Genomic DNA, 19,207 nt, shown 5'->3' with positions numbered 1-19,207 from the left:
ATCGACTTGTTAAGAAACTTAATAATTGATAAGGCTGTTATAAAGCCTTTCTTCGTGGTCGTTGCTTAAGGCAGACGCAGAGTGGGCCGAAAGAGCGATAGAGGACAAAGCAGCAAGTCGTCTCTCATTTTCTTGTAAACGCTCAATTTCACGGCGGTACCAATTACGCCAAGTGGCTGACCAATCAACTTTTTTTGCCTCTTTACCACTCTTCGCTTGCCAATAATCACGAAACTTTTTTTCTTGCCAAAGGGCTTGTTCTTCATTGAGCCCTTCTGAAATTGCTGCTGCAATGTCAGCATGCCACTCAGGGGGAAGTCGACACCCTTTGACGTTTTCTTTGGAAGAAGGACTGTCACAAAAAGAGGCAGAAGAAACAACCGCAGACGGTTTCTTTTGTGAAACACCATTAGGTGTTTCTTTTTCTTCTGTCTTTTGATCAGGGGGAAGTCGATACCCTTTGACGTCTTTTTTGGGAGAAAGACTGTCACAAAAAGAGGCAGAAGAAACAACCGCAGACGGTTTCTTTTGTGAAAGACCGTTAGGTGTTTCTTTTTCTTCTGTCTTTTGATCAGGGGGAAGTCGATACCCTTTGACGTCTTTTTTGGGAGAAAGACTGTCACAAAAAGAGGCAGAAGAAACAACCGCAGACGGTTTCTTTTGTGAAAGACCGTTAGGTGTTTCTTTTTCTTCTGTCTTTTGATCAGGGGGAAGTCGATACCCTTTGACGTTTTCTTTGGAAGAAGGACTGTCACAAAAAGAGGCAGAAGAAACAACCGCAGACGGTTTCTTTTGTGAAACACCATTAGGTGTTTCTTTTTCTTCTGTCTTCTGAGCTTCTGAGTTACGTTCAGCATCTAAAGGAGAAGCGTTGAGCAGATGTTGAAATTGTTCGTTGATTTTCTTGCGTTTTTTTGCTGAAGAGCGTCCCGCAGAAGATTTTTTCTCAAGTAATTTTGCGCGTTCATGAAAGACAATTTCACACCGTGTGTTCCAAAGACCACTGGCTAGCTGTAATATTTTTCCTTCCGTGATTAACATCTCTAAAACGCCTTCAAAAGTTCGCTTGTCACAACCACAAAGACGCGCTAAACGTTCTATCGATAAATTTAAAGGACGCCCCCGAGCGTACATTTCATTCAGTAAAATTGTATAAATGCCAATTTCGTGCGCCCGCATTCCACGGACCCCACCAAGGAAATCATTCTGGTACCAACACACATAAGGCAGTATCGATGATTCATAATGAGGAGTTTCTGGGGGTAGGACTTGTTTCATAGGGAAATAAACTTTCTTCTTTTTAGTCTGATATGAAGCGGTGAAAAGCAAAAAATATATTTTTATGTTTCCTAAAAAGTGTGTTGGTCATGTTTATTATTTTGGAAAATGTTGTTGTTTCGTTTTTGTTGTGTTTCGCTTTGTTCTGGTAGATGATCATTTTTTTGTGTATTTCCTTAAAATTGACTCATCAATTATACAGAATTTAGAGAGTTGCAATTTTACAATTTGAGGTTGTATAAAGATGGAAATTGAAGAGGGCAAAATAACAATATACGGGTTTTTGAAAAATGACTGTTTAATTCTTGGACTCTGGGTTGAGGTATTGTTTTTTGATAAAAAAATGATGAATCCTCCAACAAATGAAAATCTCCGTTAATTTTATCCTCTTTAGAAGATAAAGCAAGTCAATTTTATTACAAACAGATTTTTTTTAGGTAGGCTATAGGGTGAGACTATGAATATTGATGGTTGGCGTCAAAGATTGCAGAAAGCACTTCAAAAAAGTGGGCGGTCCAAAAGGTCTATTTCACTCGCTGCAGGGAAAGGAGCTGGGTATTTGCATTCCATTCTTTCTGAAGGAAAAGAGCCGACGATTGAATCCCTTTATCGTGTCTGTCATGCAATTAATGTGAGTATGAGCTATATTCTCTACGGACAAGAGACAATGCCTGAAGATCAGGAGTTTATTGATCTCGTTTTGCAGGTTTCTCCTGAGGAGCGGAAGGCCATTTTAACCCTTTTGCGTCGATCGCTTGACGGAGACGAAACAAAATAATCTGTTGTGTTTTTCGGTCAAGTTTTTTCCAAGATTGTAGTAGTTTGAAATCATTCATTTCAGCCCCCCGTCTGTTGAAAATATATGAATTTAGAGTAATCGGAAACAATGCAGAGCAAGATGGGAACAAGAGAGCAATCATTTTCGTTCTTGTTTTCATTTGAGCATTGTTAAAAGTCATAATATATCTTTTATTAAGGATAAAACCATTGACATATCTTCCATAGAGGATATAAGACTAACGCTATATTTGATCATGTCAAGACAGAGCTTAGTTTTATCAACTGTCTAAGGGAGAAATATTCATGAAAAATATTCCATTCATTAAAGAGGATGAGATTCTTATCATTCTTTGTGAAGATGAAATCAATGATACGTATGATGGCCCTCTTGAAAAAGAAGAAGTGCTCGAACTGGTCGAGAATAAATATGATGATGTGGTTCGACTTTTACGGCTCGATTTAAAGTCATTACATGCCGATGATGTAAGCGAACAAATCGCCGAATTATATATGAATATGAAGATGCGCGACGGTTATGATCAGGATGAACAAGTGTCTCCTTTCATTTTTAATAGCGATGCTTATCATGCTTATTTAGATCAAAAAATTGCTCAAGAATACGAAGACAATCTCTATGGATCTTATGAAAAACAGCATCGTTTGCGCTGGTCTGATGTGTTGGATAAATATTGAGGGGAAAATAATGAAAACTTACCTCAAAACACTTTCTTATGGGTTACCACTCTATTATGCCGGATATGCACAAAACATCATCAAATTGGAACCACAACAAAAAAATGCCTGTTCTTTTATTTCACACTCTGAGGCAGAGTCCATAGCGCGGAAGTTAGCACTTCAGTATCAGCGTTATGATTTTTATATAGCACAAAAATAGGAAGACATTTCCTCATGCTCATAATCGTACAAAATTAATTCCAGAAAATAAAAAACCGTAAGCAAAAAGAAAAAATGAGTCCAGCTGCGAGATTTTGGGTGTGTGCAGTTCTGCGGTGCCGTTTTGTTGGAGCTACTTGTTGCGAGATGCTGGGTGTGAAAAGAAAGATCTTCAAAAAAAGCTAGGAATGGTAAAAGGGGAGAATATTGAAAATGCCAACGATTATTGATTGTGTTCAAGGAACAGATGAATGGCGCCAAGCACGAAATGGTTTGGTTACTGCTTCTCTGTTTGAGATGGTCCTCGCACAAAAACAAGATGGAAAAAAAACGCAAAAATATACTTCTTTAATGATGAGGCTTGCTGGAGAAAGAATAACAGGAAAGCCCGTCGAAGAGGGAATAACGTTGCCTATGAAGCGCGGAATAGAATTAGAACCAAAGGCACGTCAGCTTTATGGAACTCTTACACAGACAGAACCTGAATGCGTTGGTTTTATTTTGGCCGATGATCGTTTGAAAGGAGCTTCTCCAGATGCTTTGATCGGGACAAATGGAATGTTGGAAATCAAAACAAAAAAACCTGAGATTTTAATTCCCTATTATACGCAAAGGAATTTTCCTCTTGAACATAAAGCACAATGTCAAGGAGGATTATGGATTGCACAACGTGAATGGATTGATTTAATGTTCTATTGGCCAGATATGCCGCCTTTGATTAAACGTGCTTATCGCGATGAGGCTTATATTCGAAGACTCGAAATAGAAATTAACCGATTTAATGAGGCTTTAGCAGTGATGGTTCATCGTCTGCAAACGATTTCTTTATAAACAGTGGTGGAAAAGGATATTGTAAAATTACAACAGTTGGGAAAGAAAAAGCCATGAATTCTACGAAAAATCTCAGGAAGATGGAGAATACAAATTTGAGGAAAAATAGCAGAAAAAACAAAAAGAATAAGTCTGCATGCATCAAAATAAAAAAAGTGGTTTTTACGTGAATAAAGAAAGCGTCGTCAAAAAAGAGCTATTTCTACACATATGGTGCTGCGAGAGAGGATTGAACTCTCGACCTCTCCCTTACCAAGGGAGTGCTCTGCCACTGAGCTACCGCAGCACTTTGAAACTTTGTGTCGCCTTGTGCCATATTGTTACAAAATAGGCAAGAGAACATTGATCCATTCTTGCAAGTCAGTTTATCTTATGTCATGACAAAGAAGGTGATATAAGAAGCATAAAGATAAAGGCGAGATAGAGTGTTTGTTGAATGAGCTCCCAGTTATCAAAAAAGTGAAATTGTTCAAAAAAATGTGTCATGACACAAATGGATCAACAAAAACAAGACGATAATAAAAAATGCAAAGACGAGAAAAAAAAGCAACGCCAAGAAAGGCTAGCCCAGCAGTTGCGCGCTAATTTAAGACGTCGAAAAGAGCAAAATCGAAAACGATTTCAGGATAATTCCTAAAAAAGACTTCCGATTAAGGTATTTTTACGGCATTTTTGCAACCAAACCTCTTAATGATTCGTTTCAAAGTCAGAGAAAAGGCGCTTCAAGGTATTCACTTGTTTGAAAGGAAACTCTTCAAAGGATCCTTTCTAAGGGGCACTTTGGCGTGGGTAAAAAGGGTCAAATTATGGATTCTATTCACATTATTGGTGGAAATCCTCTTAATGGTGTTATTCCTATTTCAGGAGCTAAAAATGCTGCACTTCCTCTTATGGTCGCAGCATTGCTCACTGAGGGGACACTTACTTTGAAGTATATTCCGCATCTCGTTGATGTCGAACTCTTATTGAGAATTCTCAATCATCATGGGATTGGTTATGCTGTAGAGGGACGAACATCGCATCAAGAAAGCGGCTATTCAAGGACAATTCACTTTACAGCAAAAAAAATAACAACAGTACACGCTCCTTACGAATTGGTGACAAAAATGCGCGCAAGCTTTTGGGTGATCGGTCCGCTTCTCGCACGATGTAGAGAAGCTTACGTTTCCTTACCTGGAGGGTGTGCCATCGGAACAAGACCTGTTGATTTTATTCTGGAAGGTCTCAAAAGTCTAGGTGCACAAATTGTTATCGAACAGGGGTATGTTCGTGCTAAAGCACCAAACGGTCTTCAAGGGGGGCGCTATCGATTTCCTAAAGTAACCGTTGGGGGAACACATGTGCTCTTGATGGCGGCCGTCATGGCAAAAGGAACAACGATTCTTGATAATGCTGCTTGCGAGCCAGAAGTGACAAATCTTATTCAAGCCCTAAAAGCTATGGGCGCGCGCATCTCTGGAGAAGGAACACAAACCCTGACCATTCATGGAGTGGAAAAACTGCATAGTGCCAAAGTCCAAGTGATTCCGGATCGAATCGAAGCAGGAACTTATGCTATGGCTGTGGCAATGACCGGTGGAGACGTCTTTCTGAAAAATGCAAATCCTCATCATCTCACCGAAGTTCTCGAATGCCTCAAAAAAACAGGTCTCGAAATCGAAATAAAACCAGAAGGGATCAATGTCAGACGAAACCCAGCGCAGAAAATTATGCCAGTGGATATCAAAACAGGTCCTTTTCCAGCTTTTCCGACAGATCTACAAGCACAGTTTATGGCTCTTATGACACGGGCGCAGGGAAATGCCCATATCACTGAAACAGTCTTCGAAAATCGTTTTATGCATGTACAGGAATTAATACGTTTGGGAGCACAAATTACACTCAATGGACAGACAGCTCTTGTCTGTGGAACAGAGAATCTGCAAGGTGCGCAAGTGATGGCAACAGATTTACGCGCTTCCGTTTCTCTTGTTATTGCTGCACTTGCTGCGCGGGGAAAAACAATCGTTAGTCGCGTTTATCACCTTGATCGAGGTTTTGAACGGCTGGAGGAAAAGTTGGCGCAATGTGGTGCAAATATTCAACGCGTCACAGGTTGAGAAAATATATCTATGTTTGCGGGAAGTCGTTCCTGAAGAGAGGAAGCCTTAGGTCTTCTTAAGAGGAGAAAGTTCCAGAGACAAAAACGAAAACAATGATAGCTTGTGCGCAAAGAACGATAGCGTGTGTGGGTGTGTGTTTCCTTAAGAGGAATCTTTTGTGGACAAAGCTCTGGAAAAGCTGAGGACAAGCTGTAGAGAAAGAGAGTAGTGTCTTCTTTCTGGACTTAAGGTTCTGTCACATTTTCAGCAAGCAGTGCATGGACAGGACAAAGAGAAGACTGTAAAAGGGTAAGAGCCTATAGCTCTGCAAAGGATCATCAGGTTTGCAGGCATTGCTGTGTGCGCAAAGAATGATGTGTGTATGTGAGCGTTTCCTTAAGAGGAATCTGAAGTGGTAAGCTCTGAAAGGGGTAAGGAATCCCAAAAATCTGGAATTTCAGGCTTTAAATGGGGCCCAATGCGGACAGCGGAAACTTTTTCAGCAAGGCCAGTACGGTCAGAAAGCTCAACCGCTAAACCACAAAGCGTTGCTGGTCCTTTCGCAGGCTCATAAAATTTAAACTTTTTTTTATAAAGAAAACGGTAAAGAGGTTCTTCTTTATCCATTCCTAAAGAGGAATTATAATCACCGCACATGCCTGCATCCGATAAGTAAGCGCTTCCGCCCTCTAAAATTTGTGCATCAGCCGTCGGAATATGTGTATGCGTGCCGACAATAACACTGACACGTCCATCAAGAAAGTGACCAAAACACTGTTTCTCACTCGTTGCTTCCGCATGAAAGTCAAAAATAATCGCGTCCGCTTGTTCACGCAGAGGACAGACTGCGATAATCTTATCTGCAGTGTGAAAAGGGTCATCTACTGTGCAAGGCATAAAAACAGTGCCCATCACATTCGCAACAAGAACACGAGCGCCATTCTTCGCTGTCCATAAACCAGAACCTTTTCCAGGAGTGCCTTCAACAAAATTCGCTGGACGTAAAAAACGATCGCTATAAGAGGCATAGCTCAAAGTCTCTTTACATCTAAATGCATGATTGCCCGTTGTGACAACATCAACATTCAAAGCTAAAAAATCTTGATAAATTGTCTCGGTAATGCCAAAACCATTGGAGGCGTTTTCACCATTAACAACAACAAAATCAAGGTGCCAGTGTTCAATCAAACAAGGAAGAATCTGGGAAACAACTCTGCATCCCGTTTCTCCAACAATATCACCTAAAAATAAAAAACGCATACGCGTTTTAATCACACTTTAAAATGCAAGAAAACCCTTTTCTGTAAAAATACCCTGCAAAAGAAGATCCTCTGTTCTCGGAGGAATAAAGGCAACTTCTTGGCATGAAAAACCAAAACCAAGTAAATGGACAGGGTGATTGTGGGTGCGAAAATTTTCAACGATCCGGTCATAGTAACCTGCTCCATATCCAAGTCGATGACCTTGACGGTCAAAAGCAGAAAGAGGAACAAAAATAAAATGTGGCAAAACAACAGCCTGTTTAGAACTCGGGCAAAGAATGCCAAAATGCATCCGCTCTAATTCACTTTCATGCGAAAAACGGCGAAAAACCATCGTCGTATGATCAATAATTGACGGTAAAGCCAAATGACCCCCTCGTGATGTGATAAAATCAAACAAGGGACGAGGATCAATCTCCGAACGAATAGGCCAATAACCAGCAAAAATAATCCCTGAAAGATTATTCACTTTTTTGTCAAGATAATCTGCTGCATGAGAACAGGCGCGATGCGAAAAAATAGAACGGTTCTGTAAGGATAAATGCTCTCGTTGTGATAAACCCCAGTGGCGCAAAGAATTGCGAACCGATAAAGAAGAAGAGGTGCTTTCGGGAAAATGGGGCATTGCTCATCAATAGGGTTAGAGAATTGTGTCAATCAGGTTAAACAGTAGCCGAAGCGCAAACAAATACAAAAAGGTGAACCGCAACAACCGATGGAAAAAGTTGATTCCGAGTGCCTAGTATACTAGGTGGGCACCGTGTGAAAAAGCCCACGAGCTCTTTCAGGGACAGCTCCCTTGGAAATCAATAAGGCCTCAGGAATATGTTATTTCCTGTCGAGAAGCACAGAACACCCTCCGCTATTATAAAAGAGTTTTAGCTTTTCAGCTAGAGAAAAAATGATTTCTCATAAATCTCTAAACTTCTTGATCTAACTGTTGTTGGGATACCAGAAAATCAAGGCGCTGATGAAGAAACTCCATTTGTGGATAAAAAGAAAGAGCTGTTTCATAAGCCTTGATCGCAAGATGGGGACGATTCGTCTCTTCCATAATGATGCCAAGCTCAATAAAGGCTATGTAATGCCGAGGTTCAAGCGTGAGAGCCTGGAATAAATCAAACATCGCAAGCTTAAAATCACTCAATTGAATATGAAGCCAAGCACGTTTTACCCAAGGTTCAGCATAGGTTGGAGCAAGAGCAATCACAGAATCAATCCTATCAAGAGCAGCATTATAATCTGATGCTATAATGCTTTGTTCTGCCCAGATCATTAAAAGGTCAATAGTTTCACTGCCCGAGCGTGACCATAAACGCTGAAGTTGACGACTAAGATTCTTCGCTTCCTTAACATTAGAACAATATTTCAATTCTTTGAGAAGGCGTACAATCTCTTGTTCTTTACGATCACTCGCAAGAGATTGATGTGCATGAGGCGGCAATGCATAATCTTCAAGAAGAATTGTGCCTGAGTGAGGATCTGACAAGGGAGAACTGTCAGACTGTTCCGAAGGAAAATCAGGAATTATATCCTCTAAAGGTAAAAGAGATTGTGGAGAAGGTGCTTCTTCAAATGGAGAAGAAGGAGGGTTTTGTCCATAACTGGGAGAAAGAGAAAAAAAACCACTGAAAAATAAAAGAAATATACTCTGCGGTCTTAAAAAATTTGAACAGAAAAAAATAAAACCCTTTAAAAAAACAAAAGACCTTAAATGAACATAACAAATAAATGCCCACACAAAAACAGCAGAAATCAGAAACCTGCCTTTTAAACCCATTATCCCTGACGGGCTCTAAAACGCGGATTTGTTTTATTCAAAATATAAACACGGCCTTTACGGCGAACCAACCGATTATTACGGTGACGTTCTTTAAGTGCTTTGAGCGAGTTTTTAATTTTCATCATCATCACCGTTTATATATAGTTCAAGCAAAAATCGCCTTCTTAAGATAAGAAAACTCTGCTCTTGAGACATAAGATATTATAAAAACATTTCCACTTCTGTCGTGAAAAATACTGAAATTTTCCACCATAATGGGTAAATGAAAACGGTGGATTCATAGCAGGAAGTCCTCTTTTTGTCAAGTACACTTTCCTTTAGCGATATGTTTGATAGGGGAGAGAATGCTTCTTCAGGATTGATGCCCTTTGATAAAGGAAGAAGGGCCTAAAATGGAGAAAGCAGGAGAGTGAGGTGTTGCGTGCGGAGAGTTCTTAGGAGCAGGAGAGTGTTGTGGTAGGGGAAGAGAGAGGTTTTAAAAGTACACTCTTTCTTTTCTGAAGGGAACCTGTTGATAGCGATATGTTTGATAGGGGAGAGAATGCTTCTTCAGGATTGATGCCCTTTGATAAAGGAAGAAGGGCCTAAAATGGAGAAAGCAGGAGAGTGAGGTGTTGCGTGCGGAGAGTTCTTAGGAGCAGGAGAGTGTTGTGGTAGGGGAAGAGAGAGGTTTTAAAAGTACACTCTTTCTTTTCTGAAGGGAACCTGTTGATAGCGATATGTTTGATAGGAGAGAGAATGCTTCTTCAGGATTGATGCCTTTGATAAAGGAAGAAGGGCCTAAAATGGAGAAAGCAGGAGAGTGAGGTGTTGCGTGCGGAGAGTTCTTAGGAGCAGGAGAGTGTTGTGGTAGGGGAAGAGAGAGGTTTTAAAAGTACACTCTTTCTTTTCTGAAGGGAACCTGTTGAGTTCTTTATTCTTTTGCGTAGGAAGCGTTTGTTGCTGGTCCTGTTAATTGGATGACATGGCCCATTTTGCGTTCTGGTTTGACAAGAGTTTTTCCATATAAATGGACTGATGTCGATTTTTGCTGTAAAAAATTTTGATAATCTTTCAAATTCGTACCAAGAAGATTTGTCATTTCACAATTGCTATGGCGTGAGGTATCCCCTAAAGGCAGAGCACAAATAGCACGAATATGCTGTTCAAATTGTGAAGTGATGCATGCTTTTTGTGTCCAGTGACCCGAATTATGCACACGAGGCGCTAATTCGTTAACCAAAAGACTTCCATCGGCTAAAACAAAAAATTCAACACAAAGAACACCAACATAATCAAGAATGTTCATAATCTTAGCGTTAATCTCTTGTGCTGTTTTTTGAAGCAGTGGTGAAGCCTGTGAAGGCACTAAGGTTTTATAAAGAATACCACTCTTATGTTGATTTTCACAGCAATCATAAAAAGCATATTCTTTTTGAGGATTCGATGCCGATACAACAGATATTTCAAACAAAAAGGGGACAATCTCTTCTAAAATCAGAGGTTGATGATCAAGTGCAATTAACGCTTTATCGATGATTTCTTCACTTGGATGATGAAGACCAATTTGATGTTTTCCATCATAACCAAAACAGCGCGTCTTCAAAAGACCGCTTCCCCCCAAAGCCGATAAACCCTCAATAAGAGACTTTCGATCATGAACTGCATACCATTTAGCTGTTTGAATACCATGGGTGTTCAGAAATTGTTTCTCAAGAACGCGATCTTGCGCAATCTCTAAAATCTGAGAAGAGGGATAAAGATAACTTTTTTGTTCAATATATTGTGCTGTTTGCAAAGGAAGGTTTTCAAACTCATAGGTTATCACATTGCAAACAGAAAGAAGATGAGTTAATGCCGTTTGATCATCATACGAAGCAAGAATATGCTCTGTGCTAATGTGAGATGCTGGACAATCAATCTCAGGACTCAGAACAAGTGTCTTAAAACCAAATTCTGCTGCTGCAATCGCTAACATTCGTGCTAATTGACCGCCCCCAAGAAGGCCAATAGTTTTCTCAGAACATAAGTCTTCAGAATAATGAGACATCTTTACTTTCCATCGTTAGTGTTATTGCTCCGCAGGCTGTTTGTTTTTTGCGCCAATGCTGTAAATGTTCGGATAAAATGTCATTATCATGAGATATCTTCACTTTCCATCGTTGGCATTATTGCTACACTGGCTGTTTGTTCTTTGCGCCAATGCTGTAAACGTTCGGATAAAACGTCATCGTGAACCGCAAGGACTGCTGCGGATAAAAGAGCTGCGTTAATCGCTCCTGCTTTGCCAATGGCTAAAGTGCCAACCGGTACACCTGCTGGCATTTGTACAATCGAAAGTAAAGAATCTTGACCCGATAAAGTTTGAGAGTGAATCGGCACACCAAAAACAGGTAAAGGAGTAAGAGAGGCCAACATACCAGGAAGATGCGCTGCTCCCCCAGCGCCAGCAATCAAAACTTTAAAGCCAGAAGCTTTTGCTCCTCTTGCAAATTGATAAAGTCGTTCAGGGGTGCGGTGCGCCGAGATGATCTGTGTCAAATGAGAAATGCCAAGGTGAGTTAAAATATCTGAGCTATGGCGCATGGTATGCCAATCGGATTGGCTGCCCATTAAAAGTGCTACGTCATACAATTTTTCAGCCATTTAATATCCTTTTTCATTCTGCAAGGGGCTTCATTCTCTCTTCCTAGGTGCTTTGTATTTTGATATGATCAAAGGGCGATTCAATTGCTTTTAAAAGTTTTGTTGCTTTTTTGCAAAGTTAATTAGTAAGTTTTTACTCTTTTGAAGACGAGAAAATAAATTTTTAAGTTCAATCCTTAAAGAAAAAAACGTAAAATAAAGTGTAGAATAGTGGCTTCGTTGAGAAGAAAAATCACAAAAAAGTACAGTGATTATCTCAGAACCGGTTTTCGTTTTTTATGAATGAGTGATCATATGAAATGAAGGAAAAATCAAGAGAAGAAAAAATAAAGAGTAAAAATATGCTCACAAACAGTATATAAAGAAAATCTCTCTTTCTCTCTTAAATCCTTGTTCACAAAATCAAAAAAATAAGATATGGAAAAAGAACGTTAACTTATCATATAAAATCAACGACATATACTATAAAAGGAAATCGCTCTTTATGTCTAAAGAAGAAGTACTGGAATTTTCTGGAATTGTTACAGAACTTTTACCAAATGCAATGTTTCGGGTCAAATTAGAAAATGATCATGAAATTATTGCCCATACCGCTGGAAGAATGCGCAAAAATCGTATTCGTGTCTTAGTCGGCGATAAAATTATGGTGGAAATGACCCCTTATGATTTATCAAAAGGACGAATTACATATCGCTATAAATAACCATCAAAAGGAAAAATTCTGTATCAAAAGTTAATCCAAAATTGCGAAGCTTTATTGCAGAAGTGAACTCTTGTGAAAAATAAGGTCAAGGAAAAACGCTTCAAGTGAACTATAAGATACAAAATATAGAGGTGTGAAAAAAATAATTTAAATAAAGTGGGGACGTTGGGACAAAAGTGCATGCACTCAAAATTGGCGAAAGGGGTTCATTATGGATATCAATTTGGTTCTTGCTTCTGCTTCTCCGCGGCGTTTAATGCTTCTCGCACAAATAGGTATTGAACCCGAATTTGTTTATGCAACCAATATTGATGAAACACCAAAATTAAGAGAGCACCCAGCAAATTTAGCAAAGCGTCTCGCAAAAACAAAAGCTCTCGCAGCACAGGAAAGTTGGTTAAGAGATCAGAAAAATAATTCAAAAGAATCATCATCAAAAAAATATTTAATTTTAGCTGCGGATACAGTAGTGGCGGTGGGGCGTGTCATTTTCCCTAAAGCAGAGGGAGAAGATGAAGCATACGAATGTTTGCGTTTTCTTTCAGGGAGAGCCCATAAGGTATATAGTGCCATCTGTCTCTTGAATGAGTGTGGAAAAAAAAAGATCAAGTTAGTTGAAAGTTCTATACGGTTTAAACGGTTAACCAAAACAATGGTGGAGGCGTATGTGGCTTCTGGAGAATGGCAAGGAAAAGCCGGAGGGTATGCAATTCAAGGAAAAGCAGGGGCTTTCGTGACAAATATAACAGGGTCTTATTCCAGTGTCGTGGGACTCCCTTTGGCTGAAACAATGGATCTTTTAGTGGCTTATCAGTATCCATTGCTGAATCATTGGTGCGAAAATTTCGGTGAAGGTGAATAAGACAAAATGGGCCAAAATTTAATGGGTGAAGGCAAAAAAACAAAACTTTACAGAAAAAGGTGCCTTGAAAAACAATGAAACAGCGCAAAAAAGACGGAAAAAAAGCAGAAATATATCAACTGCCCTCACAAAAAAATAATTTGCGTCCATCGCGCCCCTGTCCAGAATGTGGAAAAATGTCTCAGCAAGATTCTTATCCTTTTTGTTCATCACGGTGTCGTGCAATCGATCTGAATCGTTGGTTGTCTGGGGCATATGTTTTGCCTCCACCTCCTCAAAAAACCGATGAGGAAGAGTGAACGAAAAATAAAAATGCTGCAAAAGGAAAAATTGCCATCCTTGTCTTTGTGGCTAATTTTGTCTTTGTGCTTAAAATTAAATGCTGTTAGAATTTTTTAACAAATGGTTTATACTTTAGCGTGAATGCTTTTATCCGTGCTCTTTGTATTGGTCTTTTTAAAATATATAGCGGTGTTTGTTCTGTTATCTTCTTCCTTTATCTGTACCAAAATAGCAAAAGTACAAATTGGCTTGGTATCAGGTTAAGAGAACCGGATACAAATGTTAACATGACATAATGCGCTTTTATATGCTTGTTATATCAAGTTAATTGAGTCTTATGATGCTCTTGAAAAAGGGTTGTAAGAGTGTGCTTGAGGGGGTAAGAGTGGATAATCTTGCTGTATGGGAAGGCGCCATGGGGGAGTTTATGGGGGAGGAATATGGGGGAATATTGAGAGAAGTTGTAGAAGAGGGGCTGTGGAGAGGCAAAGTTTCTCCTTTTTAAAAGAGATTTTATTTCCCTCTTGCTATAAGAAGAGGATGTTCCCATATTCTTTTATTATTAAAATGAATTGTTGTTTATGGGTGTGTGGAAGATCGTGAAGATTCTTGAAAAGAAGTGCTTAGCGGTAAAGGCAAGCTCGTGAAAACAAAGAGCCTGTGAAGGCAGAGAGAAAGAAAAAAATGAATTTGGAAAAATATAGCGAACGGCTTCAAGGTTTTTTACAAGCAGCGCAAGGCAGTGCTCTTTCTTCTGATCATCAACAATTTATGCCTGAACATTTCTTGAAAGTGCTTTTAGAAGATAGCCAAGGGTTGGCAGTTTCTTTGATCCAAAAGGCAGGAGGCAATTTGCCAGCTATTCAAAAAGAGCTCAAAGAAGCGCTCGATTCTATGCCAAAAGTACAAGGCGGAAATGGGCAGCTCTATATGTCTCAGCCTATGGCAAAAGTTTTCGCAAAAGCAGAAGAAATTGCTCAAAAAGAAGGCGATCAATTTGTAACAGTAGAACGTGCTCTACAAGCTTTACTTCTCGAAAAAAATGCAAAAACAGCTGATATTTTGACAACAGGAGGAGTAACAGCGCAAGCTCTTGATGAAGCCATCAAGACAATGAGAAAAGGAAAAACAGCAACAAGTCGTCATGCTGAAAGCCAATATGAAGCATTGGAAAAATATGCACGTGACTTGACAAAAGAAGCGCGAGAGGGAAGACTCGATCCCGTAATTGGACGAGAAGAAGAAATCAGAAGAACTGTTCAAGTCTTATCGCGACGAACCAAAAATAATCCCGTGTTGATAGGAGAACCAGGAGTCGGAAAAACCGCTATTGTTGAAGGACTAGCTCTCCGCATCGTAAATGGTGATGTCCCCGAAACATTGCGGGATAAACAACTCTATGCTCTCGATATGGGGGCGCTTATTGCTGGGGCAAAATATCGAGGCGAGTTTGAAGAACGTTTGAAGGCTGTACTCTCAGACGTTCAAGCCGAAAATGGACAAATTATTCTCTTCATCGATGAATTGCATAATCTCGTAGGAGCCGGAAAATCCGATGGGCCTATGGATGCTTCCAATTTACTTAAACCCGCTCTCGCTCGCGGTGAACTCCATTGTGTAGGCGCAACAACGCTCGATGAATATCGAAAATACGTCGAAAAAGATGCTGCTTTAGCGAGACGTTTTCAACCCGTCTTTGTTCCTGAGCCAACCGTAGAAGATAGTATCTCTATCTTGCGCGGAATCAAAGAAAAATACGAACAACATCACAAAGTACGCTTGGCCGATAGTGCTTTGATTGCCGCTGCACGATTGTCATATCGTTATATTGCAGATCGTTTTTTGCCCGATAAAGCAATCGATTTGATCGATGAAGCTGCCGCACGTTTGAGAATGCAGGTCGATTCAAAACCAGAAGAACTCGATGCAATCGATCGACGCATCATGCAGTTGAAAATCGAACAGGAAGCTTTAAAAACAGAAGTCGATCCTGCAGCAAAAGAACGCTTGAAAATTGTGCAGACTGAACTCGAAACATTGGAAAAAAATTCAGCAGAAATGACACAAGCTTGGCAGGCCGAAAAACAAAAATTAGGCTATGCGGCTGATCTGAAAAAACAACTCGAAGAAGCACGAAATGCTTTGGCCATTGCACAACGAAATGGACAGTTCCAACGCGCTGGTGAATTGGCCTATAGTGTCATTCCTGAACTCGAAAAACAACTCAATGTTGCTGAAAATGATGACCAACAAAATAATCTCGTTGAAGAAATTGTTACAGCTGAACATATTGCGCAAATCGTTTCACGGTGGACAGGAATTCCCGTCGATCGAATGCTCGAAGGGGAACGAGAAAGATTATTGCGCATGGAAGACGAAGTCAGTAAACGAGTAGTGGGACAGGCTGAAGCTGTACATGCTATCGCACGCGCTGTACGACGCGCGCGCGCTGGACTGCAGGATCCTAATCGTCCTATTGGGTCCTTTATGTTTCTAGGGCCAACAGGTGTTGGAAAAACCGAACTCACAAAAGCCCTCGCTGCTTTTCTTTTTCAAGATGCTCAGGCTATGTTGCGGATTGATATGTCCGAATATATGGAAAAACATGCCGGAGCACGCTTGATCGGTGCTCCCCCAGGATATATTGGATATGAAGAAGGAGGCCTCCTTACCGAAGCTGTCAGACGGAGACCCTATCAGGTCATTCTATTTGACGAAATTGAAAAAGCGCATCCCGATATTTTTAATCTGCTTCTTCAAGTGCTTGATGAAGGACGCTTGACAGATAGTCAAGGGCGTACCGTCGATTTTCGAAATACCGTCCTCATTATGACTTCTAATCTCGGAGCTGAAATCTTGACTGCATTGCCAGAAGGGCAAATAACACATCAAGCAAGAGATGAAGTGATGCAAGTGGTAAAAGCTGCTTTCCGACCAGAATTTCTTAATCGCGTCGATGAAATTATTCTCTTTCAAAGATTGCAGCGCAAAGACATCGAAGCAATCGTTGATCTTCAAATCCAACACTTACAAAATTTACTTAGTGAACGCAAAATTACCTTGCAGATTAAACCGGAAGCGCGAACTTTGCTTGCCCATAAAGGCTATGACCCTCTTTATGGTGCGCGGCCCTTAAAACGAATGATGCAAAGAGAAATTCAAGATCCCCTCGCGGAAAGCATTTTAAAGGGTACGATCCATGATAATACAACCGTGACAATTACAAAAGAAGGAGAGCAATTGATCTTTTCCTCTGAAACAGAAAGCGAAAAATAAATACTTGAAAGGGTAAAATGACAGAGAAATACAATAAAACTTGACAAGGTGAATCTAAACAGCTATCATAAAGGCATAATCACAATTCCGTCTTTATTTAAGCGTTCTGTATTGGTTGTATAAAATCAGCAGAGGTTTTTTGTTTGGGTTTACAATTTCTTTTGGCAATTTAAGCTGATTAAGAAGTGCTTTCGGATAACGGGAGATTTTCTTCTTGTTCTTTTTTAGAAGATCTTAAAACTCTTGAATGTCATTTGTTATTTCCTCTGTAAAATTTGTGCGCTTCCTTAAGAATAAGGTATGGGTGGGGAAAGTTCTTGTTTCATCTTACTCAGTAGATCGAGGAACATAGCTATAATTTGAATAGATAGTGCATTTTTGAAAATTTTTGTTGTTTGACTATCCTTTTGGGTCGTTCTCTTTTTTTTCAAACAGAAAGAATTTCCTTACCCTATTAAGGTGGTTCCTTTTTATACGCGAAACTCTAAGGTATACAAACTTTAAAGTTTGTTAAAAAACATTTTTATTATATGTTATTTTTAATGCACGATCTCTTTAAATTATAGCTATGTTCCTCAACTTATTGAGTGAGATGAAACAAGAGTTTCCACCACTCATACCTTATTCTTAAGAAAGTACACAAATCTTACAGAGGAAATAACAAATGACATTCAGGAATTTTAAGATCTTCTAAAAAAGAACAAGAAGAAAATCTCCCGTTATCCGAAAGCACTTCTTAAGAAAAAAATACAATCTCTTCATGCACAAGATAAGTTTCTTTCTCTTAAGAAGAAGCTTCTTCGCATAGAACAGACCTATTTCTCTAAATAAAGAGCTCTTTTCCATTGGCTCTTTTGTCGCATTGAACTTTATGAAAGGCTAAAATTTGCTTAATTACTTTTTTACTGTCCAGTCTCCGCAGAGCAACACAGCTTCCCACACTGTCCTTGAGGATATTGAGTCATTGATTGTGTCTGGTGAAAGTGTTTTTTCAACAAATTTTAAAGTTTTGCATATGAAAAGGAAACATCTTGATTTTAAAAGATAATTCTCTCTGTTTGAAAAAAAGAGGACGACCAAGAAGAACGGTGAATAAAACAACAAAAATTTTCAAAAAAGCCCTCCTTACCGCAGCTGAACAGGCGGGTAATCAGTATGGTCATGATGGATTGGTCTCTTATCTTTGTTATCATGCGATCAATAATCCTGTTCCTTTCTTTTCTTTGTTAGCAAAAGTTTTGCCTTTGCATGTGACTGGAGAAGATGAGGGAAAGAGCAAGGTTATTTCGCGTGTTGAGATTGTACCAATGGTTTCCAATGAGACAATGAGTGATAAGCTTTACGAAGGTTCTCATGAGAATGAGATGTCACAATATTAGAAGAAAGGTTTCTCGAAATGCTGTAAGTCAATATTTTGATAGAATCAATCGCTGCAATGGAAGACAACAAAATATTATTGTTATTATTATTATTAGGAGTAGTAGTTGTTGTAGTCGTATTGGTGGTAGTGATCGTAGTTGTAGTAATAGGCGATATAGAAAGATCAACAAACTATAGCAGAAGACGTTGAAAAGGCTGAAGAAAGGTCTAATATTTAATGAAAAAATAAACCAAAAATAACATAAAATTATCCAAACTATTTTCTTTTAATAATTTTGGAGAAGTGAATGAAAATCTTTCTCTCAGTGATGGCTGTAAGATGTTCTGTGTTCTGATCCTTTGGACATATGTTTTAAAGTAGGTTTTCATGTTTGGACAGAGTAAATACATCGATAAAAATGAATGAAAGAGGACAGAGCGTTTTTTTAGAAGTCGCCAACGAATTTTCTATTTTAGAGAAGAGGTTGGATAATTTTATGTTATTTTTTTATTCCTTCATTAAATATTGGACTTTTCTTCAGCCTTTTTAAGGTCTTTTGCTATAGTTTGTTGATCTTTCTATATCGCCTGTTACTACAACTACGATCCCTACCACCAATACGACTACAACAACTACTACTCCTAATAATAATAATAACAATAATATTTTGTTGTCTTCCATTGCAGCAACTTATTAACTAGTACCCCTATGGATGTTTTTATTTTATTTTCTTGATCATGTTGAGCAATGGAATTGTACTCTTTAAGAGTGGATTTTCTTTTCCATATAGAGGACTTATAAATTGATAATTGTAGAGGATAGGGAGGGGGCCTAGAACTGTTTTGTATAATCTGTTCTTTTTAAGGGGGCTGGTTTCGTTGCAATTGTGCCGATGGTTCCTAATATCAGTGAATCTAAATAATCAAATAACGATTTGAACACATTAGAATTTTGTTCTATGGCATTCAGTCGTTACCTGCAAAAACAATGATTAATTCAAGCAGTGGAATTTGGCAAAAAGTGAAGAAAATAATAGCAAATTCTGCAGGACAATTTGTAAATGGTGATGTAAAGATTACCTAAACCATACTCTATTCTCTGATTTTAAGGAAGATATAAAATTCTTCTTTTCAGCGATTGATGAAGGTGGTGCCTGTTTCAGGTTTTTTATGCTTGAATATATTTATAAG

At 39.1% G+C, this 19,207-nt stretch carries 19 protein-coding genes, 1 tRNA gene and 1 other RNA gene; 12 read left to right on the top strand and 9 right to left on the bottom strand.

What is annotated here, in order from left to right; genetic code table 11:
* Nucleotides 1-18: 18 nt before the first annotated feature.
* Entirely contained in the window at nucleotides 19-1,278 is a 1,260-nt protein-coding gene (locus B11cv2_RS05705; protein ID WP_100693690.1) for a DUF1376 domain-containing protein, read from the bottom strand.
* 457 nt (nucleotides 1,279-1,735) lie between these two features.
* Between B11cv2_RS05705 and B11cv2_RS05700 the strand changes: the two genes are divergently transcribed.
* From B11cv2_RS05700 to B11cv2_RS05685, 4 genes are all read left to right on the top strand, one after another.
* Nucleotides 1,736-2,056, top strand: a complete 321-nt coding sequence (locus B11cv2_RS05700) for a helix-turn-helix domain-containing protein (protein ID WP_100693689.1) — start codon at nucleotides 1,736-1,738, stop codon at nucleotides 2,054-2,056.
* A 305-nt stretch (nucleotides 2,057-2,361) separates the two neighbouring features.
* A complete protein-coding gene (locus tag B11cv2_RS05695; protein WP_100693688.1) occupies nucleotides 2,362-2,751 on the top strand; it encodes a hypothetical protein in 390 nt (129 codons plus the stop codon).
* Nucleotides 2,752-2,761: 10 nt separating this feature from the next.
* Complete coding sequence (locus tag B11cv2_RS05690) at nucleotides 2,762-2,953, top strand: hypothetical protein (protein WP_100693687.1); 192 nt, start codon at nucleotides 2,762-2,764, stop codon at nucleotides 2,951-2,953.
* Between the two features lie 212 nt (nucleotides 2,954-3,165).
* On the top strand, nucleotides 3,166-3,783 hold the full coding sequence (locus B11cv2_RS05685) for a lambda exonuclease family protein (RefSeq protein ID WP_100693686.1): 618 nt from the start codon (nucleotides 3,166-3,168) through the stop codon (nucleotides 3,781-3,783).
* 211 nt (nucleotides 3,784-3,994) lie between these two features.
* Here B11cv2_RS05685 and B11cv2_RS05680 read toward each other — a convergent pair.
* Nucleotides 3,995-4,069: transfer RNA gene (locus B11cv2_RS05680), tRNA-Thr, on the bottom strand.
* 198 nt (nucleotides 4,070-4,267) lie between these two features.
* On the opposite strand from B11cv2_RS05680, the gene B11cv2_RS07430 reads away from it, so the two are divergent.
* Complete coding sequence (locus B11cv2_RS07430; protein WP_199570328.1) at nucleotides 4,268-4,420, top strand: hypothetical protein; 153 nt, start codon at nucleotides 4,268-4,270, stop codon at nucleotides 4,418-4,420.
* Between the two features lie 169 nt (nucleotides 4,421-4,589).
* Nucleotides 4,590-5,882 (top strand): UDP-N-acetylglucosamine 1-carboxyvinyltransferase, encoded by a 1,293-nt coding sequence (gene murA, locus B11cv2_RS05675; RefSeq protein ID WP_100693978.1) that lies wholly within the window; start codon nucleotides 4,590-4,592, stop codon nucleotides 5,880-5,882.
* Between the two features lie 378 nt (nucleotides 5,883-6,260).
* Here the strand turns inward: murA and B11cv2_RS05670 are convergent, their stop codons facing one another.
* The 7 genes from B11cv2_RS05670 to purE form a co-directional block, all read right to left on the bottom strand.
* On the bottom strand, nucleotides 6,261-7,124 hold the full coding sequence (locus B11cv2_RS05670; protein ID WP_100693977.1) for a TIGR00282 family metallophosphoesterase: 864 nt from the start codon (nucleotides 7,122-7,124) through the stop codon (nucleotides 6,261-6,263).
* Between the two features lie 18 nt (nucleotides 7,125-7,142).
* Nucleotides 7,143-7,751: a 5-formyltetrahydrofolate cyclo-ligase gene (locus B11cv2_RS05665; protein ID WP_100693685.1), complete on the bottom strand. Its 609-nt coding sequence runs from the start codon at nucleotides 7,749-7,751 to the stop codon at nucleotides 7,143-7,145.
* A 71-nt stretch (nucleotides 7,752-7,822) separates the two neighbouring features.
* Nucleotides 7,823-7,983: non-coding RNA, 6S RNA (gene ssrS, locus B11cv2_RS05660), on the bottom strand.
* A gap of 62 nt (nucleotides 7,984-8,045) precedes the next feature.
* Complete coding sequence (locus B11cv2_RS05655; RefSeq protein ID WP_100693684.1) at nucleotides 8,046-8,906, bottom strand: M48 family metallopeptidase; 861 nt, start codon at nucleotides 8,904-8,906, stop codon at nucleotides 8,046-8,048.
* On the bottom strand, nucleotides 8,906-9,031 hold the full coding sequence (gene ykgO / locus B11cv2_RS05650) for a type B 50S ribosomal protein L36 (protein WP_004863016.1): 126 nt from the start codon (nucleotides 9,029-9,031) through the stop codon (nucleotides 8,906-8,908). The genes B11cv2_RS05655 and ykgO overlap by 1 nt, the downstream gene beginning before the upstream one ends.
* A gap of 791 nt (nucleotides 9,032-9,822) precedes the next feature.
* A complete protein-coding gene (locus B11cv2_RS05645) occupies nucleotides 9,823-10,938 on the bottom strand; it encodes a 5-(carboxyamino)imidazole ribonucleotide synthase (RefSeq protein ID WP_100693683.1) in 1,116 nt (371 codons plus the stop codon).
* An 86-nt stretch (nucleotides 10,939-11,024) separates the two neighbouring features.
* The gene (gene purE, locus B11cv2_RS05640) at nucleotides 11,025-11,534 is read right to left on the bottom strand and encodes a 5-(carboxyamino)imidazole ribonucleotide mutase (RefSeq protein ID WP_100693682.1); all 510 of its coding nucleotides are present in this window, start codon (nucleotides 11,532-11,534) and stop codon (nucleotides 11,025-11,027) included.
* Nucleotides 11,535-12,018: 484 nt separating this feature from the next.
* Between purE and infA the strand changes: the two genes are divergently transcribed.
* From infA to B11cv2_RS05615, 6 genes are all read left to right on the top strand, one after another.
* On the top strand, nucleotides 12,019-12,237 hold the full coding sequence (infA, locus tag B11cv2_RS05635) for a translation initiation factor IF-1 (protein ID WP_013545481.1): 219 nt from the start codon (nucleotides 12,019-12,021) through the stop codon (nucleotides 12,235-12,237).
* A gap of 211 nt (nucleotides 12,238-12,448) precedes the next feature.
* Complete coding sequence (locus B11cv2_RS05630; protein WP_100693681.1) at nucleotides 12,449-13,099, top strand: Maf family nucleotide pyrophosphatase; 651 nt, start codon at nucleotides 12,449-12,451, stop codon at nucleotides 13,097-13,099.
* A gap of 74 nt (nucleotides 13,100-13,173) precedes the next feature.
* Complete coding sequence (gene yacG, locus B11cv2_RS05625; protein WP_199570327.1) at nucleotides 13,174-13,398, top strand: DNA gyrase inhibitor YacG; 225 nt, start codon at nucleotides 13,174-13,176, stop codon at nucleotides 13,396-13,398.
* A 323-nt stretch (nucleotides 13,399-13,721) separates the two neighbouring features.
* Nucleotides 13,722-13,886 carry a hypothetical protein gene (locus B11cv2_RS07155; protein WP_158521548.1) on the top strand — a complete coding sequence of 55 codons (165 nt, stop codon included), beginning with the start codon at nucleotides 13,722-13,724 and terminating at the stop codon, nucleotides 13,884-13,886.
* A 179-nt stretch (nucleotides 13,887-14,065) separates the two neighbouring features.
* On the top strand, nucleotides 14,066-16,657 hold the full coding sequence (gene clpB / locus B11cv2_RS05620) for an ATP-dependent chaperone ClpB (protein WP_100693680.1): 2,592 nt from the start codon (nucleotides 14,066-14,068) through the stop codon (nucleotides 16,655-16,657).
* Between the two features lie 1,034 nt (nucleotides 16,658-17,691).
* Nucleotides 17,692-18,036, top strand: coding sequence for a hypothetical protein (locus B11cv2_RS05615; protein WP_100693975.1), 345 nt, complete (start codon nucleotides 17,692-17,694; stop codon nucleotides 18,034-18,036).
* Nucleotides 18,037-19,207 lie beyond the last annotated feature (1,171 nt).

The sequence above is a fragment of the Bartonella sp. 1-1C genome, from assembly GCF_002810325.1.
In the GTDB taxonomy this organism is placed as follows: domain Bacteria; phylum Pseudomonadota; class Alphaproteobacteria; order Rhizobiales; family Rhizobiaceae; genus Bartonella; species Bartonella rochalimae.
This window is presented reverse-complemented; position numbering and strand designations above follow the sequence as displayed.

Coding starts and splice junctions, on each gene's coding strand:
- B11cv2_RS05705 (WP_100693690.1), bottom strand. CDS start 1,278: ATGAAACAAGTCCTACCCCCAGAAACTCCTCATTATGAATCATCGATA.
- B11cv2_RS05700 (WP_100693689.1), top strand. CDS start 1,736: ATGAATATTGATGGTTGGCGTCAAAGATTGCAGAAAGCACTTCAAAAA.
- B11cv2_RS05695 (WP_100693688.1), top strand. CDS start 2,362: ATGAAAAATATTCCATTCATTAAAGAGGATGAGATTCTTATCATTCTT.
- B11cv2_RS05690 (WP_100693687.1), top strand. CDS start 2,762: ATGAAAACTTACCTCAAAACACTTTCTTATGGGTTACCACTCTATTAT.
- B11cv2_RS05685 (WP_100693686.1), top strand. CDS start 3,166: ATGCCAACGATTATTGATTGTGTTCAAGGAACAGATGAATGGCGCCAA.
- B11cv2_RS07430 (WP_199570328.1), top strand. CDS start 4,268: ATGACACAAATGGATCAACAAAAACAAGACGATAATAAAAAATGCAAA.
- murA (WP_100693978.1), top strand. CDS start 4,590: ATGGATTCTATTCACATTATTGGTGGAAATCCTCTTAATGGTGTTATT.
- B11cv2_RS05670 (WP_100693977.1), bottom strand. CDS start 7,124: ATGCGTTTTTTATTTTTAGGTGATATTGTTGGAGAAACGGGATGCAGA.
- B11cv2_RS05665 (WP_100693685.1), bottom strand. CDS start 7,751: ATGCCCCATTTTCCCGAAAGCACCTCTTCTTCTTTATCGGTTCGCAAT.
- B11cv2_RS05655 (WP_100693684.1), bottom strand. CDS start 8,906: ATGGGTTTAAAAGGCAGGTTTCTGATTTCTGCTGTTTTTGTGTGGGCA.
- ykgO (WP_004863016.1), bottom strand. CDS start 9,031: ATGAAAATTAAAAACTCGCTCAAAGCACTTAAAGAACGTCACCGTAAT.
- B11cv2_RS05645 (WP_100693683.1), bottom strand. CDS start 10,938: ATGTCTCATTATTCTGAAGACTTATGTTCTGAGAAAACTATTGGCCTT.
- purE (WP_100693682.1), bottom strand. CDS start 11,534: ATGGCTGAAAAATTGTATGACGTAGCACTTTTAATGGGCAGCCAATCC.
- infA (WP_013545481.1), top strand. CDS start 12,019: ATGTCTAAAGAAGAAGTACTGGAATTTTCTGGAATTGTTACAGAACTT.
- B11cv2_RS05630 (WP_100693681.1), top strand. CDS start 12,449: ATGGATATCAATTTGGTTCTTGCTTCTGCTTCTCCGCGGCGTTTAATG.
- yacG (WP_199570327.1), top strand. CDS start 13,174: ATGAAACAGCGCAAAAAAGACGGAAAAAAAGCAGAAATATATCAACTG.
- B11cv2_RS07155 (WP_158521548.1), top strand. CDS start 13,722: ATGCTCTTGAAAAAGGGTTGTAAGAGTGTGCTTGAGGGGGTAAGAGTG.
- clpB (WP_100693680.1), top strand. CDS start 14,066: ATGAATTTGGAAAAATATAGCGAACGGCTTCAAGGTTTTTTACAAGCA.